This is a genomic window from Pedobacter suwonensis (assembly GCF_007833675.1).
In the GTDB taxonomy this organism is placed as follows: Bacteria; Bacteroidota; Bacteroidia; order Sphingobacteriales; family Sphingobacteriaceae; genus Pedobacter; species Pedobacter suwonensis.
In genome coordinates this window covers 5,414,712-5,430,483 of the sequence record NZ_CP031708.1, presented here as the reverse complement: position 1 = coordinate 5,430,483, position 15,772 = coordinate 5,414,712, and the positions used below count along the sequence as shown (strand labels likewise).

Sequence of the window (15,772 nt, the reverse complement as noted above, 5' to 3'; positions counted from 1 at the left end):
GTCAATCAAATGCAACCAGTTTATCCCCGGGAAGATCGTATTCGTAAACCCTGCCCTTCTCTTCTTCAACATAAAGCCACTGAACAATATTGCTGCCGTTTGGTCCTATCGGTGCAATACCAATTACCCTGTAGCGCTCACCGTTCCTTTCTGCCGATTCGATAGAATAAGTCAGTTCCTCCCGTTTTTTTATGGCCGCCCGCAGTAAAGGGTTTTTGGTTTGGGTGAGGTAATATTCTGTTAAGCGATAAACCTTGTCAAGGTATGATGAAGTAAATTCCTCTTCGGCAGACCAGGTATATTTTATTTTTTTACCATAGTTATTTCTGAAGGCCGTTACCGGTCCGTCGGCCGTTTTCTTTACAGAGACCAGCAAACTGGCGGGCATTTCGTCCTCTTGATCTCCGGGAACGGTAACCGTACCGTCTTTCCAGGTAACCTGTATCTTATCTCCACGATTCAGGTTTCTGGTGGTATCCGCTTCATTGATCAGCACAATGGTACTATCGCCTTTCTTTGCCAAAATCTGAGAATAATCACCATCATCCAGATATTCTACAAAAGTCATCCGGTCAATGTGTTCACCACCGTTATTTCGTTTTTGTCCGGCAAGCGGCTTTTGCAGCGTCGGGCTCACCTTTACCAAATCTTGCTTCTGTGCTGTTTTAGCATTACAGGCCAAAAGCCCGCATACTGCTATCATAAGGAATGCATCTATTCGTCTTTTCATTCGGCAACTAATCTGATGTGCTTTAATAAATAAGCCTGACATATCCAGCCGAAACCGGAAATACAAAGCTATCATTCAGCGGAATCCATAAACAAGAGTAAGTTAATAAAAGTTTTTACTATTCAATCGCGTTTATCCGGATGGTGAACCGTTGCTTTATCGTCAATAACCTGTATCTGCAAGCCATCAATATTTAAATTCCCGGGGCAATGTTATTCCAGCTATCACCACAAAAAGTAAATTTCTTTGATTTTCATCCTTGCTGAAAAAAGTTAATATTGAATAGTCAACAATAACAGTAACAACCACATATTTTTTTTTATTTTTTTACCTGATGGAATTTTTTTCGTCTGAGCTGATCAAGCCGCTTTTAACTAGCTGATAATCTTAAAATTTACAAAATTAAAATCAAAATTGAATCAACTGATTTCTGTGATATACGCCATAAAAAACCACAGGAAACACTGATTAAAGCAAAAAAAATTAAATTATTTTTTGACAGTGATATTTATATTTCTATATTTGCAACCCCAAAGGAACACAACATATGTGTTAATTTTGCGAAAGTAGCTCAGTTGGTAGAGCACGACCTTGCCAAGGTCGGGGTCGCGAGTTCGAATCTCGTCTTTCGCTCCAAATGCCTTCCTACCAGAAGGCATTTATTTTTAAGTTAACCAAGCCGATGGAGATCGGCAGCGGCTAATGCTCGGGTGGTGGAACTGGTAGACACGCAGGACTTAAAATCCTGTGCTTTCAAAGGCGTGCGGGTTCGATTCCCGCCCCGAGTACATCAAAAAAAATCGAATAAAAACCTTTCAGAAATGAAAGGTTTTTTGTTTTTCTATCCATCTGATTGCTACTGAATGTTCCCTATTGTCGGGAATTCTACATTACCTACACCAGAAGAAGCTATTCTCTTAGATCGCTATATTTTGGAAAAAGGTGAGAACAAAGTTGTTTATATTTAAACTTTGATTTGTACAATAAGGCTTATGCGAAGTAATCGCGAAAAAATACCGGTTAATCCAATGGACGATACCTCCAGACAGGGTATCGCTATGGATAAAAACGACTTTAAAAAGATCGACTTTATTACTATAGCCGAAAAAGAAACCGCGATCAGGGCGCATCGGGATGAAGGTTATACCTTTCATATTCTTGAAAAAGGACAGGTGACCATAGAAATTGATTTCAAAACCTATAAAGTTATGGCTCCGGCTATCGTTTTCCTCCATCCGGATCAGGTACATTGCATGCACGATATTGATGATATATCGGTATCTTCGATGTCCATCCAGAGTGAATGCCTGAACAGAACTTACCTCAACATATTACAAGACCTCACTCCCACCGCTCCCCTCCCGCTAACTACGGAAACCTTTGAGATAATTTCAGAGCACTTTTCACTTAGTTTAAAACTTTACCGCAACAAACAGAATAGACTTTACCATTTGTTGGTAAAAGACAGCTGTAACGCTTTAACCGCTTTGTTGATAAACGCATTTTTAAGTCATAAAAAGGCTGAAGATTCTTATTCGCGATTTGACAGCGTGGCGATGTCTTTCAGGAAGTTACTGGAAGAAAAGTATGCGGTATTGAAACGGCCCAGTGAGTACGCATCGTTAATGCATATCTCTGTTCCCTATCTAAATGAATGCATTAAAAAAGCCACAAGCCTTTCCGTATCGCGGCTGATCCGGGACAGGGTGATCCTGGAGGCGAAAAGGCTTCTCTACCATACCGATAAATCGGTAAAAGAAATTGCGTTTCATTTGGGTTATGCTGACTACCCATATTTCTCCAGGTTGTTTTCCAAAGCCACTGGCTACACGGCAATGGGTTTTAGAAATAAAAACATCGATTAGTCCAATACTTGCTTCGATCTATTCTTTCTTGCTGTCGATAAGTTGCAGAATTTCGCGCTGTATTTAAACTCCAAGAAAATGAAACGTAATAAAAATGTGCTGATATCCGGTGCAAGTTTTGCTGGTCTTACCACTGCCTATTGGATGCAACAGTCAGGCTATGATGTAACAGTTATCGAAATCGGGGCTTCGCTCAAAAAAGGCGGCACTCCCGTAGATATCAAGGCGGATACCATAGAGATCGTTAAGAGAATGGGAATTTTCGAACAGATTAAAGCCCAGCGGGTAGGTCCGGAAAAATGGGAATTTAAAAACGCTGCAAACCAAACGGGTTACAGTTTAATTTTAAAACACCCGGGTGAAGAATTTCCAGACACCGAATTTGAAATGGAGCGGGATACTTTGCTCGGGATGATATACAACCTGGTTAAAGATGATGTAAGGTTCATATTCAATAACAGTATCGAACGGTTAAACGAATCTGCTGATGAAATGGAAGTTACGTTTAGAGATGGTTCATCAGAAAAGTATGCGTATGTATTCGGCTGCGATGGCATACATTCAGTGGTTCGTAAAATCTGGTTTGGCCGCGAATCGGAGTATTCGCATTTTTTAGGTCAGTATTTTTCAATTGCAGTGGTAGATAAATTATTGGTTGAAAACGGTACTTATCAAATGTATTCAGAAGCGAATAAGGGCGCAGCGCTTTATGCCCATAACAATAAGACAGATATCATTTTCACCTTCAGACCCGAAAAAGAACTCAGCTATGATTTCCGCAATCAGCAGCAATTGAAGGAAATTGTTTCTAATCAGATGAAAGGCATGAGCTGGCGGGCTGCTGAATTGGAAGCCGAACTATTGCAGGCATCTTCTTTCTATTTTGATAAATTTTGTCAGATCAAAATGCCCTCATGGACAAAAGGCAGGGTAGCACTTATAGGTGATGCAGGCTATTGTGCTTCCCCGGCCGCAGGTATGGGAGGCTCGCTGGCAATTATCGGTGCAACCGCACTTGCAGATGCATTTGCAAATGAGGGACACGACTTTCAAAAGGCTTTCAAAACTTACAATAAAAAATTCAGGCCTTTCATCGAACAGATTCAGAAAGAAGCCGTCGCTACCCTTGATAAACTATTACCCGCCACCGAACAGCAGGCACGCGATATATGGGAAAATGGAATTGCTTTTTAACACCAAAGATTTAATCTGGATCCACGATCGCAGTGGAGCACAATTAGGACAGATGAAAAAGATAAACTGCCCTGCTTGCAATTGATACGGGAAGTGGCTGTTTTCGCAGATTCCTGTTTAATTATTTTGGCTTACTAAATCCGGACGGCTATGCCAAGAAAGTATTTTTTCATCGCATCTTTTTGGATTCCATAATTAACACCGCCATCAATTTTTACATCATGTGCGATTTCTACCTGGACCGCGGCATTAAAAAAGTTTGAATAATGATGTTGTTTAAAATCGTAGGTAAAGTAAGTTTCAGCTATACCGGTAACGGTTTTCCTGATCTCGTGGCTAACTGTTAGCGACTGAAGGTATTCGACATGCTTTTGGTCGCCAGAATTATCTTTTAAATGATCAAGCTCCACCTGCGTGCCAACTTTCCAGTCTGATGGTAATTTAACCTGCATGGGCACAATAAGCCCCTCTTCAAGTTTGCTGTTACCAAATGTTGCTGTCGGCAATGTAACATAGGGCAGTAATGCCATTGAAAAATTGCCTTTATCATTCCCGATCAGATTTTGTTTAAGCCGGAGATTTATATCGCCGAATCCTTTACTATTCTCAATTTCTCCTGTTTCATTATTCCTTTCTTTTTGCCAGGTGTAGGTTTCAATGCCCACCTGCAGGGATATGCTGCCGGTAAGACCCATTTTGAGGTTAGCCCTATTGATCGTTACCGTTTTTTGTGAGGAAGATTCCGATCGCTCGCGTTCCAGAGCGAACAGGTCGCTTTCATACTGAAAATGGCCGGCATCCACCGTAATGGCAGATTCGGTAACGTCTGGGCGATCTGTTTCCATTTCCCGGAGTTTTTCTTTCGGTACGGGCGAAAATATAGAGTAAGGCTTTTGGGCAGTCTGTGCCATAATGAACTTCGGCATCATAAAAATCACAATAGCGGTAAGGAGATATTTTGGGTTCATATTTCAGTTTTTCTGATACTGCCACGTTCAGATTCTCGTTGTTGATAAAGTTTGTCTGATCGCATTAATAATGATATAACAGTAGTTAGTTATTTACCTTAACAGCATAGGATGAAAGATTGTTTTGCATGCCAGAGAAGCGGCGAAGCCAAACCTGCCAGACGAGATTTCCGGTTGCCCTCCAGCTTCGCCTCAATTAATAATCTCTCCGTTGTCGGCAGCCAGTTTTTCGCGCCATTGCTGTAGCTGTTCAGGCGTTTGCCTTAACCATTCACTTACTTCGCCAACTATTTTAAGTGGTTCTTTAGTACGATAAGAACGGGTCGGGTTACCCGGAAACTTTTTGTTAGTAACATTAGGGTCATCCTCAAAACTGCCCATAGGTTCAACAATATAAACACGTTCCGGGGCGTCATCTTTGGCCAAAGCAGCTGCGAGGCCTGCGCCATTTACCAGAGCCGTAAAATAAATATGGTTCATGATGAGATCCGATTGGTAATTGGATGAATATCCGGCAGTCAGCAGATCACCTACCTTCAGGTCTGCTCTGGTGCCGTGATAAAAAGGACCACCATCAGCGGGCTGACTAACTGATGCCAATGCCATGGCCTGATGATGCTTTGCCCGATCAATGTCGCCCAGTGTCTGGTAACAATCGGCGATGTTCAGGTACAGCGACGGAAAGGCGGCCCTGACTGCTTCATCATCCACACTGAAGGCCAGTTCCAATGCAATTTCATACCATTTTAACCTCTCGGCATTTTTTAACTGCCTCCTGGCAACGAACCAGGCGGCAATAAACCTTTCAAAGTCGTTTGTTGCTTCGCCCCAGGCCTTAAGAAATAGCTGGACCGCCGCTTCAAAATTACCTGTTTCTTCATTCTGCATGCCCTGCATACAAAGCTGAATAATGTGATTATGCGGATTGAATTCCATACTTACATGCTCGAAAATATTGATCTTTCTCCAAAAATAGCTACCAAATCCGTTAAAAGATCAGGATTTGAGGTATAATTTTCCAGGCACACTATAGCTTCGATTCCGGCGTTATTATTACAAAAGATCACAGTTAATCAGATAATCAGCATTGAAATAATGATGATTCTGCAAAGACTAACCAACTGTCAAACAAGTCATCAAATGATATAATTAAAAATGCCTGCCAATTGATACCTGGCAGGCATTTCATTAACAACGAGCCACTGATTCTACCTTAAAAAACCGCTTTAACGAAGTGTTTACTGATCATTTTTCCAGGCCGCAAAAGAAGCTTGTAATTCCTCTTCGGTTTCAGGTAGCTGAATTTTGAGTGAATCGTTAACCCTTGCCTGAACGCTTTCTACAAAAGGTTTGAAACCATTATTATATTTTGCGAAAGCAGTTTGATGATCCTGGTTGTGATGTAATTCTTTCGCCAACATGCTTGCGCCTTGCATAGCGAGACTGGTGCCCATACCCGTAAAAAAACTTGGGGCATAGGCGGCATCACCGACCAGACCTACCCGGCCTTTTGTCCATGTGGGCATTTTGATTTGACAGGCCTCATCGAAATAAAGGTCATCGGCAGCCAGCATGGCATCTAAAATTTCCGGAAGTTTCCAGTGCTCATTCCCGCCGAAATAATCTTTCAGGATTTGCTTTGGCCGGTCGCGGTCACGGTAGTCCCAATTTAATTGCGGTGCACGGAATACCAGAATAGCATTTGCAGCCGCTTTAAACTGGAAGATGACCGCCTGTTTTCCCAGCTCGCGATATACAATACCAGTGGATTTTGGCCGTCCCGTCTGGATATGGTCAGCTGCTGCAAATGCAAAATACACACCCAAAAACTTTTTAAAGTCATCTTCCGGACCAAAAACAAGTTTTCGCACCATAGAATGCGTACCGTCAGCACCAAACACCAGATCGTAAATTTTATCGTCACCCTTTTCAAAGGATACTTTTACGTGATCATCTTGCTGGACCAATGCAGTTATGCTGTTGCTGAACATGATATTTACTTCGTTTTTAGGAATAACGTTGTAAATAATCTCAACCAGATCACCACGGTGAACCTCGATATCGCCCAGGTATTCTGGCAAGGTATTAATGGCAAAGTGTACCAATGTTTTTCCTTCGGCGTCAACGATTTCGTCCGTATGAACAAATTCATTGGCTATGATCTGCTCGTAAATACCCATTTCCTGGGCGATATCCAAAGCGGCACCACGTACATCTATTGGTGAACCGCCTGTTCTCAGATCTTTCCCTAATTCCACTACCGTAACTTCGTAATCAAATTTATTTAGCCAATAGGCCAGCGTTAAGCCCGCAAAGCTGGCACCCGATATCAACACCTGTTTTTTCATCTCTTTTTTAAAATTAATTTTTATGTAGCTTTTTATTCACCACAAAACTAATCGTATCTTTACGAGTAAAATAATCGATAAACTATCATTTTTAGTCGAAAAATATGAGCGATAAAAAAAATGAATATGTTGACAGCGATATGCAGCAGTTCGCCAACAAGCTCGGATTGGTCGTGGAAAATGTACTGCAGAATTTTGAGGTCACCTCATTCAAAGGAATAACTTTTCTGCCTGACATGGCAATGCACTTCGGATCATTTGTTGTGAAAGAAGATTTTACCCGTGTAACCGGCCAGTCTGATCTGGTTGAAGGTATCGGAATTATATTTCATAATATCCTTGAAAACCATGGGAACAACGAAACGGAGAATCGTAAAAAGAATAACACCACGGAGCCTCCTTACGTACGCATCTTTCCGTATACGATCAGCCAAACGTTACAATTTAAAAAGAACACCCAGGTATCACATGTTTCCATTAGCATCAGTGCCCAATTTTTGAAGGATTTTTTAAAGGAAGAGGCTGATTACTTTGACTATTTGTTTGATCGTGCTAACAGTTTTTGGATAGAAGAACTGATGACAGATTATATTTTACGAACAGTTAATGATATATCAAAAAAAGAGGAACCCGCCAACCTGAAAAGCTTTTATTATAAAATGAAGGCAATGGAGTTGCTATTTTACCTGTTTGAAAGTTTAAAGAAACGGGAAAGCGCTGAAAATCTGAATTAAATGCAAAAGAAATAAAGGCGGTTTACCATGTAAGGGACAAGATCGTATCCTCATTAAGCCATTTTAATACGATAGCGGAATTAAAGCAGATTGCCGGCATGAACGAGTTTAAACTCCGTAGGATATTTAAACAGGTTTTCGGTATGGGCATTTATGACTATTATCAACATTTGCGGATGAAAGAAGCCGCACGTCTTTTGCGCGAAGAGAAACTTTCGGTTTCTGAAGCCGGGTATGCAATGGGTTTTGAAAACCTTGGTCACTTTACCAGGGTATTTGAAAAGCACATCGGCAAGAAGCCTAAAAAATATATTCAGAATATTCAACAAAATTAACATACAGGAGATTTCGGCCTGAATTATTATTACAAGATCCTAATTTTAATCATTAAATGCTAATCTACAGCAGAAAGTGCAGGGATATTGCTTTTAAAACACGTTCAAAAATTAATTAGCCACGGAAACACAGAAATCACGGAGTAGATTAAAATTTTTCCGTGTTTTTCGTGCTTCCGTGGCAAACATAAACGCTTAGGCATGCGCAGAAAGAGCTAGAACTAACAGAGAAAAGTTAAAAGCGATTTCCCTGCAGAAAGTGGCTGATTGACCAGAAGAAAAACATGGAAATTCAAAAAGCCGAACGACCAGTGCAACCAGATGGCGGGGGGAAAATGATTTTCTAACTTTGTAACATGTACGAGAAATTATTTAAACTTTTATCTGCAAATATAACATCAGACGATACGGCCTTATGCAGGCGATATTTTGAACCTGTACTTTTCACAAAAGGCCACATCCTTGAAAAAGAGGGAAAAGTTCCAGGTTACCTATACTTTGTGGTATCTGGCTTTCTACGACTTTTCCACTACGATGAACGCGGGGAAGAAGTTACCACCCATATCAACTGCCCACCAGGTTTTATTACTTCTTACTTCCACTTTATCGATCAGACGAAATCAATCGAAAACCTCGAATGCATTACAGACTGCGAACTGTTGAGGATTACCAAAAGGAACCTGGATACATTAACACAACAAAGCATGTTGTTCAAGGATTTCAGCATATCGGTTTTTCAAAAATCACTTGCTTATAACAACAACCGCTCAAAGGAACTGGCAACCCTAAGTGCCGAAGAACGCTATCAGAAATTGATGCAAGACTATCCGCATATTTTACAGCATGTCCCTTTGCAGTATATTGCCTCCTTTCTTGGAATGAACCCCAAAAGCCTGAGCAGGATTCGAAAAAAAATTCATTAGGTAACATTTGCGAACCGGATTTGAAAAAACCATGCCGAATTTTGTGCTATCATTTCAAATACTAAAAGATGGCAAAAAAGAATTTAGCATTGGTTACCGGCGCAAACGGTCACCTGGGCAATAACCTCGTCAGATTACTGATTGAAAAGGGCATTCCCGTACGGGCTTCAGTCCGGAATATCGAAAATAAAGAAGCATTTAAAGGATTAACATGCGAAGTAGTGCAGGCCGACATTACCAACAAACAGTCATTGATCAATGCATTGCAAGATGTGGAAACATTTTATGCGGTAGGCGCAATGTTTAAGCTATGGGCCAAAAACCCGAGAAAAGAAATCTACGATGTAAACCTTTTTGGGACAAAAAATATGGTTGAAGCAGCCGCAGAAGCAGGTGTAAAGCGGATTGTGTATGTAAGTTCGATTGCGGCCGTGGATTATGCCACACTTCCGGCAAAAGAAAGCAATGGTTACAATCCAGACCGCAGGGATATATACTACAACTCAAAAAATGACGGCGAAAAGCTGGCGTTTGAGCTGGCTAAAAAACATCATATCGAATTGGTTGCTGTGTTACCTTCTGCAATGATAGGCAGCGAAGCATTTGAGCCACTAAATGTTTCCTACAATATCATCAGCCTCATCCTGAAAAAAGAAATTCCAGTTGAAACCAATATTACCCTGAATTGGGTTGATGTAAAAGATGTAGCCGAAGGCTGCTACCTTGCCGCTACAAAAGGCAGGAATGGCGAACGGTATATTCTGGCAAACGAAAAATGCATGTCGATAAAGGAAACTACCAAAATTGCCCAGGAACTTTTCCCGGAACTGCAAATCAAATTACCGGCAGCTGTTCCAAAACCCATACTTTTTATCATTTCATGGCTGATGGAAATTGGAAGTAAGCTAACCGGAAAAACACCTTTGCTTACCACTAAAGACATTGCCATGTTTTCCGGACTTCAGCAAGATTTTGATATTTCCAAAGCCCGGACAGAATTAGGTTTCAACCCTAAAAAGCCGGTACACGCTGTGAAAGAGGCCATGTACTATTTGTACGACCGACAAAAAATTCCAGCTAATTATGCTTAATGCATGTTCGGGGTCGGTTGAAATGGCCAACACAATAAGTAATTGACAATAAACAATTTATGCTTTTAACCGATGTCGATTCATATTTCTCAGAAATATATTCATGAGTTCTTAATTTTGTATCAAGCCCTTTTTAAGTTATCTTCCTATCTGGCAAACATAACATGCAGTTAAATGTTCTTCACATTAAAATTACGGTTTGAAAATACTACTCACCGGGGCAACCGGATATATTGCTCAGCGATTGCTTCCAGTTCTTTTAGAACAGGGTCATACTGTTTTTTGCCTGGTTAGAAATGCAGCACGCTTCGACCAGAACAAATTTAGCCGTCATGCTAAGATCACCGTTATCGAAGCTGACCTCATGAAACCTGAAAGTTTGCGATCACTTCCAACAGATATCGATGCAGCTTACTACCTCGTCCATTCAATGAGCGGAAACAAAGACTTTAGCGATAGTGAGGCAAAGTCTGCCCGAAACTTTTCAAAAGCGATTAGCGAAACTTCGGCAAAGCAAATTATTTTCCTGAGCGGGATTGTAAACAGCACTGAACTTTCAAAACACCTGGCCTCACGCAAAAAAGTGGAACAATTGCTGGGCGAAAGCAAAGTTCCCCTCACTACATTGAGGGCCGGAATAATTGTGGGTTCTGGTAGTGCATCATTTGAAATTATACGAGATTTAGTAGAAAAGTTGCCAGTTATGGTTGCACCTAAGTGGTTACATACCAAATGCCAGCCAATTGCCATCCGCAATGTAATAGAATTCCTTTTCAAAGTGCTGCTAAAAGAATTCACCTTTGGTAAACATTATGATATTTATGGCCCCGATATATTAAGCTACAAAGAGATGCTGTTACAGTTTGCAGCCGTTAGGAAACTGCAAAGACGCATCTTCATCGTACCGGTTATGACACCCAGACTCTCGTCTTACTGGTTGTATTTCGTCACATCAACCTCTTATAGTCTTGCCCGGAACCTTGTAGACAGCATGCATATAGATGTAGTGGCCGATCCCAATCATTTAGCAGATGAACTTGACATCAAATTGATCCCATACAAGCAAGCTATTGAACTAGCCTTCCAGAAGATCGAGCAAAATATGGTGCTCTCAAGCTGGTACGATGCGATGGGAAAAACTTATTCGAAAGAGATGATCAAAAAGCTGCTCGCAGTGCCAAAAAATGGCGTGTTTGTAGATCGAAAATCAGCTCATACCAAAGACCGGAAATTAGCTACAGCAAGAATATTTGCTATTGGCGGACGATCGGGATGGTACTATGCAAATTGGCTCTGGAACTTCCGGGGTTTCCTGGATAAATTATTTGGTGGCGTGGGACTCAACCGTGGAAGAAAAAATCCAACAGCCATCAGTACAGGTGAACGGCTGGATTTCTGGAGGGTAATTTATTCCAATACCGAGGAAAGCCGCTTATTGTTATATGCTGAAATGAAATTACCGGGTGAAGCCTGGCTGGAATTTAAAATAGTGGATGATTATGTTTATCAAACAGCTACTTTCAGGCCACTTGGGTTAGCCGGTCGATTGTATTGGTTTGCCGTGCTACCCTTCCATTATTTTATTTTTAATGGCATGATCAAAAAAATTGTCTCTTAAACCTGTATGAAAGGTGTAAAAAAACAGCATCTTCCCGAAAAAAACTGTCCGGTTTGCAACCGCCCGTTCATGTGGCGCGCCAAATGGGCAAAAAACTGGGATGAGGTAATCTATTGCAGTCAAAAATGCAGGCGCTCAAAAAATGCAGTAAAACCGGAGTAAATCCATTTCCGCTTTGCGCATGTCAAAACATTTGCGCTTCGTATTTGTTGGGCTTATTTAAAATGACCATCATGAAAAAAACATATAGAAATACACTTTTGTTCGCCACATTGGCCATCCTGGCAGCAGCCTATACCAGTTGTAAGGTTTCAATTCCAAATGGAGCAACAGCGGTTAAACCATTTGATCAGGATAAATACCTGGGTACCTGGTACGAAATTGCCAGAATGGATTTTAAATTTGAAAAAAACCTGAAGAGTGTAACCGCAACCTATTCAAAAAATGACGATGGCTCTATCAAGGTAGACAATAAAGGGTATGATATGGTTAAAAAGAAATGGAAGCAGAGCATCGGAAAAGCCAAATTTGTGAAAGGTAACGACGAAGCCCGGTTAAAAGTTTCATTTTTTGGCCCTTTCTATGCTGGTTATAATGTAATTGAAATTGATAAGGACTACCAGTATGCCCTTATCGCCGGAAATAACCTGGACTATCTTTGGATACTATCCCGAACAAAACAAATTCCTGACGGGGTAAAAGCAAATTATTTAAAAAAAGCAAAGGATCTTGGCTACCAGACAAATGACCTGGTGTGGACTATACAAGATTAGGACGAGGTAAAGGTAAACTGTAATCTCAAAAACTGCGGTAAATATATATCAGCTGTATTTCGCCTAAACCTCGCGAATAATTTTGGCCAGATCTTCAATTGCAAGATCTTTTAGTACATAGGCAGAGGCTCCGGCACTAATAGCCTGCATCCTATATTCATCTTTGCTATGCATGGTTAAAATAATAACTTTAATGTGAGGCATCAGCAGTTTTACACGGCTGGTTAATTCAACACCTGATAGGCCGGGCATATTCCAGTCTATGAGCATTACATCAACCCCTATACCGCTAGCCAACTTCTCCAGCGCAATCGCCCCGCTTTGGGCATCAGCAACAATGGCAATGCCAGCCTCTGCAGCAAGCAGGTGTGAAAGCCCTTGGCGAACAACCTCATTGTCTTCTACAATCATTAGTTTAATCATCACCTGCTTGGTTTTTGGGTTAACCCCTGATGAGGAATAATTACTTCTATGTGTGTTCCCTTACCAGGTTCGGAGGCAATGGTGAGGCGGCCATCCAGTAATTCAATCTTACTGCGAATGGATGCCAGGCCTATCCCGTCAGCTTTTTCTGATTCTTGTGGCATTCCCCTGCCGTTATCGCTCACAACTATTTTTACCTGATCGGTACCGATGATGATCATTACCTCGCACGCAGTTGCCTTTGCATGTTTAACTACGTTAGTCATTAATTCCTGCGTGGTGCGGTAAACAGCCAGTTCCATGTATTTTTCCAATCTGTTATGCTGTACAGAAATATGGCAATTGAATTCAATTTCGCCCGATAGTTGTCTGCAAATATCATCAATAGCGCTTTTCAGTCCGAATTGTTCAAGTGTGGTCGGCATCAGTTCATGAGAAACCCGTCTCGTTTCTATGATGGCCTGGGTTAGCAGATCATTGATATAGGCCTTGTTTTGATTAAATTCTTCCTCGGAAATGCCATGGCGAAAGCTGGACATATTGATCTTTATACCATAAAGCAGCTGGCCGATTCCGTTATTTAAACTTTCGGATATTCTATGCCGTTCTTCTTCCAAAGTACTCAGTGATGTCCGAAATATCTGCAATTGCTGCTCTTGCTCCATTTTTTTTATTTTTTCTTCCGCTCCGCGCATCTCCGAAATATCCTGATCCACCCCTAACACACGCTCAATATAGCCCTGGCCGTTCCTCACTACAGTTCCTTTAATGCGCAGCACTTTGATCTTACCCGAAATGTTAATTTCCAACGTTTCTTCAAAATCCGCGTCACTGTTTTGAATATATTGAATTACTTTTTCGGCTTTGGCCAGGCTTTTTTCCACGGTGTACTTCAAATAAATAATTGGTGTGACGGGCGTGGTATTGTTAAGATCAAACAGCCGGTACATCCCGTCAGACCAGGTTAACTGACCTGTAAGGCGATTGAATTCCCAACTACCCAATGAGGCGGTTTCTTCCGATTTCTTTAGCAACAGATAGGTTTTATTGCGTTCTTCTTCAGCTTTGAGCCTTTCATCGAAAATCGTCTGCAGGCTATCCCTACTTTCCTGTAACTCTCTGGTACGCTTTTTTACGTCGTTTTCCAGCTGAATCCGATATTTTAATTCCGCATCGCGCAGGGCCTGTTCTGCCCTTGTCCGCTCCAACGCATCCCATGTGCGTTTGGCAACATCATTCAGGGTTTGAAGATCGACCTCGCTCCACACTCTGGGTTTATTTGAATTTACGCCAATCCAGGCCACCAGCTTTCCATGCTTCAAAAGCGGAACAGCTGCCCAGGCAGCTACTCCTATCCTGGCATAGGTTTCAGGTGATTTTACCCATTCGCCTGTTATACCCGTATCGTTAACGGCAACGGTACGTCCGGATTGATAAGCTGCTACCAGCGAATCGGAGAAATCTGATAAACGCATACGCTCAGGTAAGTCTTTGGCCTGATCTTTAAAATGTCCGGCCACATGGAAGGAATCCCCATCGCCCTCCATCTCAAAATAGCTGGCATGCATTACCCCTAACCATTTAGCCAGCAATTCCATAGCGGTGTTTTGCACGCTGAACGGGTCAGCTAACGGCCGCAAAGCATCACTAAGACGCAAGAGAAAAACCTGCCGCTTTTCTGCATGTTTACGCTCGGTGATGTCTTTAAATAAGACGGCAAGCTTCAGCTCTTGTGGTTTACCCATAGGAAACGCATAAACATCGTACCACCTGTTCAAGGCATCGGCTTCATGCTGGAAACGTGCCGGCTCGCCTGTTAAGGCAATTTCACCATATTTATCGTACCAAAACTGTTCGTGCGCAGGTGCCAGTTCGCGCATCCGTTTTCCGATTACATCTGTAAGTCCGGTCAACTCATACAATGCGCGATTGGCTTCCAGAACGAGATAGTCGACAGGCTTCCCGTTTTCGTCGAATATTATTTGAATGATACAAAAACATTCATCAATAGAATTAAAGAGCGTACGGTACTTTTTTTCACTTTCAGCTAAAGCCGTTAAAGCCCGGGCATTTTCAATGGCACCATACAGTCGTTCGGCCGCTTCTTCAAGCAACATGATGTCAACTGCCGTCCAGTTTCTGGGTACCGACTGGGTGGCAACCAGCGACCATACGGGATCTTTTTTACCACGGCGTATTGTACAGGCCGCTACCGCGCGAAATGAAATTGCGGCGAAAGATTCCCGATCAACAGCAGTTAACCGCTCGTCTGCAACCGTATCATTAACGAGGAACGGACCATCAATCGATTGCATTAGCGGTTCCGGAAAGTTCGCCCGCGAAAGTGTACAGGGAATAGGCGGAATTAACGAATTGCCGCTTTGATATAAAATAGCTGCCTGGTCTTTGCTAAGCGAAATCATTGCGCAATAACATCGGTCAAGCGCTAGTTCTTTAGCCAGCATTTCAACCGCGGCCTTGCCAATATCGTGCTGATTATTATAGGACCTTAAGGTATCACTAAACCGCAGCAAAAATGCCTGGCGCTCTTTCCAAGCGCTTTGCCCGGCTTCTTTGTATTCTTTTTTATCGGCCATAAATTCAACAATATTTTATTCAAAATATTGATATAGATCTGCACAAATTATATTAACGTTATTCAATTAAAACAAAATTGAGTTGAGATTGTTTTGTCGCAAACAGGGATGACATAAGGTACAGATGCTCAGGCAAATGTGTTATAAGCTATACTGTTCAATCAGTTATTATG

General features: G+C 41.7%; 15 protein-coding genes and 2 tRNA genes. 11 read left to right on the top strand and 6 right to left on the bottom strand.

The window, feature by feature from the left end; translation table 11 throughout:
- Position 1 precedes the first annotated feature (1 nt).
- The gene (locus DV942_RS22315; protein WP_145861197.1) at positions 2-703 is read right to left on the bottom strand and encodes a hypothetical protein; all 702 of its coding nucleotides are present in this window, start codon (positions 701-703) and stop codon (positions 2-4) included.
- 587 nt (positions 704-1,290) lie between these two features.
- Here DV942_RS22315 and DV942_RS22310 point away from each other — a divergent pair.
- From DV942_RS22310 to DV942_RS22295, 4 genes are all read left to right on the top strand, one after another.
- Positions 1,291-1,366 (top strand) — tRNA-Gly (locus DV942_RS22310).
- Between the two features lie 68 nt (positions 1,367-1,434).
- Positions 1,435-1,518, top strand: a tRNA-Leu gene (locus tag DV942_RS22305).
- A gap of 204 nt (positions 1,519-1,722) precedes the next feature.
- Positions 1,723-2,595, top strand: coding sequence for a helix-turn-helix domain-containing protein (locus tag DV942_RS22300; protein ID WP_244950776.1), 873 nt, complete (start codon positions 1,723-1,725; stop codon positions 2,593-2,595).
- Between the two features lie 78 nt (positions 2,596-2,673).
- Entirely contained in the window at positions 2,674-3,789 is a 1,116-nt protein-coding gene (locus tag DV942_RS22295; RefSeq protein ID WP_145861194.1) for an FAD-dependent monooxygenase, read from the top strand.
- A 134-nt stretch (positions 3,790-3,923) separates the two neighbouring features.
- Here the strand turns inward: DV942_RS22295 and DV942_RS22290 are convergent, their stop codons facing one another.
- The 3 genes from DV942_RS22290 to DV942_RS22280 all read right to left on the bottom strand — a co-directional run bounded on the left by DV942_RS22290 (position 3,924) and on the right by DV942_RS22280 (position 7,105).
- Entirely contained in the window at positions 3,924-4,757 is an 834-nt protein-coding gene (locus DV942_RS22290; protein WP_145861191.1) for a transporter, read from the bottom strand.
- 192 nt (positions 4,758-4,949) lie between these two features.
- Positions 4,950-5,363 carry an NAD(+)--rifampin ADP-ribosyltransferase gene (arr, locus tag DV942_RS24065; protein ID WP_403001992.1) on the bottom strand — a complete coding sequence of 138 codons (414 nt, stop codon included), beginning with the start codon at positions 5,361-5,363 and terminating at the stop codon, positions 4,950-4,952.
- A 632-nt stretch (positions 5,364-5,995) separates the two neighbouring features.
- On the bottom strand, positions 5,996-7,105 hold the full coding sequence (locus DV942_RS22280; protein WP_145861187.1) for an FAD-dependent monooxygenase: 1,110 nt from the start codon (positions 7,103-7,105) through the stop codon (positions 5,996-5,998).
- Positions 7,106-7,209: 104 nt separating this feature from the next.
- On the opposite strand from DV942_RS22280, the gene DV942_RS23730 reads away from it, so the two are divergent.
- The 7 genes from DV942_RS23730 (at position 7,210) to DV942_RS22250 (ending at position 12,579) form a co-directional block, all read left to right on the top strand.
- Positions 7,210-7,839 carry a hypothetical protein gene (locus DV942_RS23730; RefSeq protein ID WP_222431134.1) on the top strand — a complete coding sequence of 210 codons (630 nt, stop codon included), beginning with the start codon at positions 7,210-7,212 and terminating at the stop codon, positions 7,837-7,839.
- Positions 7,840-7,937: 98 nt separating this feature from the next.
- Entirely contained in the window at positions 7,938-8,174 is a 237-nt protein-coding gene (locus tag DV942_RS23725) for a helix-turn-helix domain-containing protein (RefSeq protein WP_222431133.1), read from the top strand.
- A gap of 356 nt (positions 8,175-8,530) precedes the next feature.
- The gene (locus DV942_RS22270; protein WP_145861185.1) at positions 8,531-9,097 is read left to right on the top strand and encodes a Crp/Fnr family transcriptional regulator; all 567 of its coding nucleotides are present in this window, start codon (positions 8,531-8,533) and stop codon (positions 9,095-9,097) included.
- A gap of 68 nt (positions 9,098-9,165) precedes the next feature.
- Positions 9,166-10,188 (top strand): NAD-dependent epimerase/dehydratase family protein, encoded by a 1,023-nt coding sequence (locus DV942_RS22265; RefSeq protein WP_145861182.1) that lies wholly within the window; start codon positions 9,166-9,168, stop codon positions 10,186-10,188.
- A 199-nt stretch (positions 10,189-10,387) separates the two neighbouring features.
- Positions 10,388-11,806 (top strand): SDR family oxidoreductase, encoded by a 1,419-nt coding sequence (locus DV942_RS22260; protein WP_090980101.1) that lies wholly within the window; start codon positions 10,388-10,390, stop codon positions 11,804-11,806.
- A 6-nt stretch (positions 11,807-11,812) separates the two neighbouring features.
- The gene (locus DV942_RS24100) at positions 11,813-11,968 is read left to right on the top strand and encodes a DUF2256 domain-containing protein (RefSeq protein WP_090980104.1); all 156 of its coding nucleotides are present in this window, start codon (positions 11,813-11,815) and stop codon (positions 11,966-11,968) included.
- Positions 11,969-12,039: 71 nt separating this feature from the next.
- Positions 12,040-12,579 carry a lipocalin family protein gene (locus tag DV942_RS22250; RefSeq protein WP_090980692.1) on the top strand — a complete coding sequence of 180 codons (540 nt, stop codon included), beginning with the start codon at positions 12,040-12,042 and terminating at the stop codon, positions 12,577-12,579.
- A 63-nt stretch (positions 12,580-12,642) separates the two neighbouring features.
- On the opposite strand, the gene DV942_RS22245 is transcribed toward DV942_RS22250, so the two are convergent.
- Complete coding sequence (locus DV942_RS22245; protein WP_090980106.1) at positions 12,643-13,002, bottom strand: response regulator; 360 nt, start codon at positions 13,000-13,002, stop codon at positions 12,643-12,645.
- Positions 13,002-15,599: a GAF domain-containing sensor histidine kinase gene (locus DV942_RS22240; protein ID WP_145861180.1), complete on the bottom strand. Its 2,598-nt coding sequence runs from the start codon at positions 15,597-15,599 to the stop codon at positions 13,002-13,004. The genes DV942_RS22245 and DV942_RS22240 overlap by 1 nt, the downstream gene beginning before the upstream one ends.
- Positions 15,600-15,772 lie beyond the last annotated feature (173 nt).

Excerpts from the sequence above, each read along its gene's own strand:
- DV942_RS23730 (WP_222431134.1), top strand. The coding sequence starts at position 7,210 with ATGAGCGATAAAAAAAATGAATATGTTGACAGCGATATGCAGCAGTTC.
- DV942_RS24100 (WP_090980104.1), top strand. The coding sequence starts at position 11,813 with ATGAAAGGTGTAAAAAAACAGCATCTTCCCGAAAAAAACTGTCCGGTT.
- DV942_RS22280 (WP_145861187.1), bottom strand. The coding sequence starts at position 7,105 with ATGAAAAAACAGGTGTTGATATCGGGTGCCAGCTTTGCGGGCTTAACG.
- DV942_RS22315 (WP_145861197.1), bottom strand. The coding sequence starts at position 703 with ATGATAGCAGTATGCGGGCTTTTGGCCTGTAATGCTAAAACAGCACAG.
- DV942_RS22290 (WP_145861191.1), bottom strand. The coding sequence starts at position 4,757 with ATGAACCCAAAATATCTCCTTACCGCTATTGTGATTTTTATGATGCCG.
- arr (WP_403001992.1), bottom strand. The coding sequence starts at position 5,363 with ATGGCATTGGCATCAGTTAGTCAGCCCGCTGATGGTGGTCCTTTTTAT.
- DV942_RS22245 (WP_090980106.1), bottom strand. The coding sequence starts at position 13,002 with ATGATTAAACTAATGATTGTAGAAGACAATGAGGTTGTTCGCCAAGGG.
- DV942_RS22270 (WP_145861185.1), top strand. The coding sequence starts at position 8,531 with ATGTACGAGAAATTATTTAAACTTTTATCTGCAAATATAACATCAGAC.
- DV942_RS22265 (WP_145861182.1), top strand. The coding sequence starts at position 9,166 with ATGGCAAAAAAGAATTTAGCATTGGTTACCGGCGCAAACGGTCACCTG.
- DV942_RS23725 (WP_222431133.1), top strand. The coding sequence starts at position 7,938 with ATGAACGAGTTTAAACTCCGTAGGATATTTAAACAGGTTTTCGGTATG.
- DV942_RS22240 (WP_145861180.1), bottom strand. The coding sequence starts at position 15,599 with ATGGCCGATAAAAAAGAATACAAAGAAGCCGGGCAAAGCGCTTGGAAA.
- DV942_RS22300 (WP_244950776.1), top strand. The coding sequence starts at position 1,723 with ATGCGAAGTAATCGCGAAAAAATACCGGTTAATCCAATGGACGATACC.
- DV942_RS22295 (WP_145861194.1), top strand. The coding sequence starts at position 2,674 with ATGAAACGTAATAAAAATGTGCTGATATCCGGTGCAAGTTTTGCTGGT.
- DV942_RS22250 (WP_090980692.1), top strand. The coding sequence starts at position 12,040 with ATGAAAAAAACATATAGAAATACACTTTTGTTCGCCACATTGGCCATC.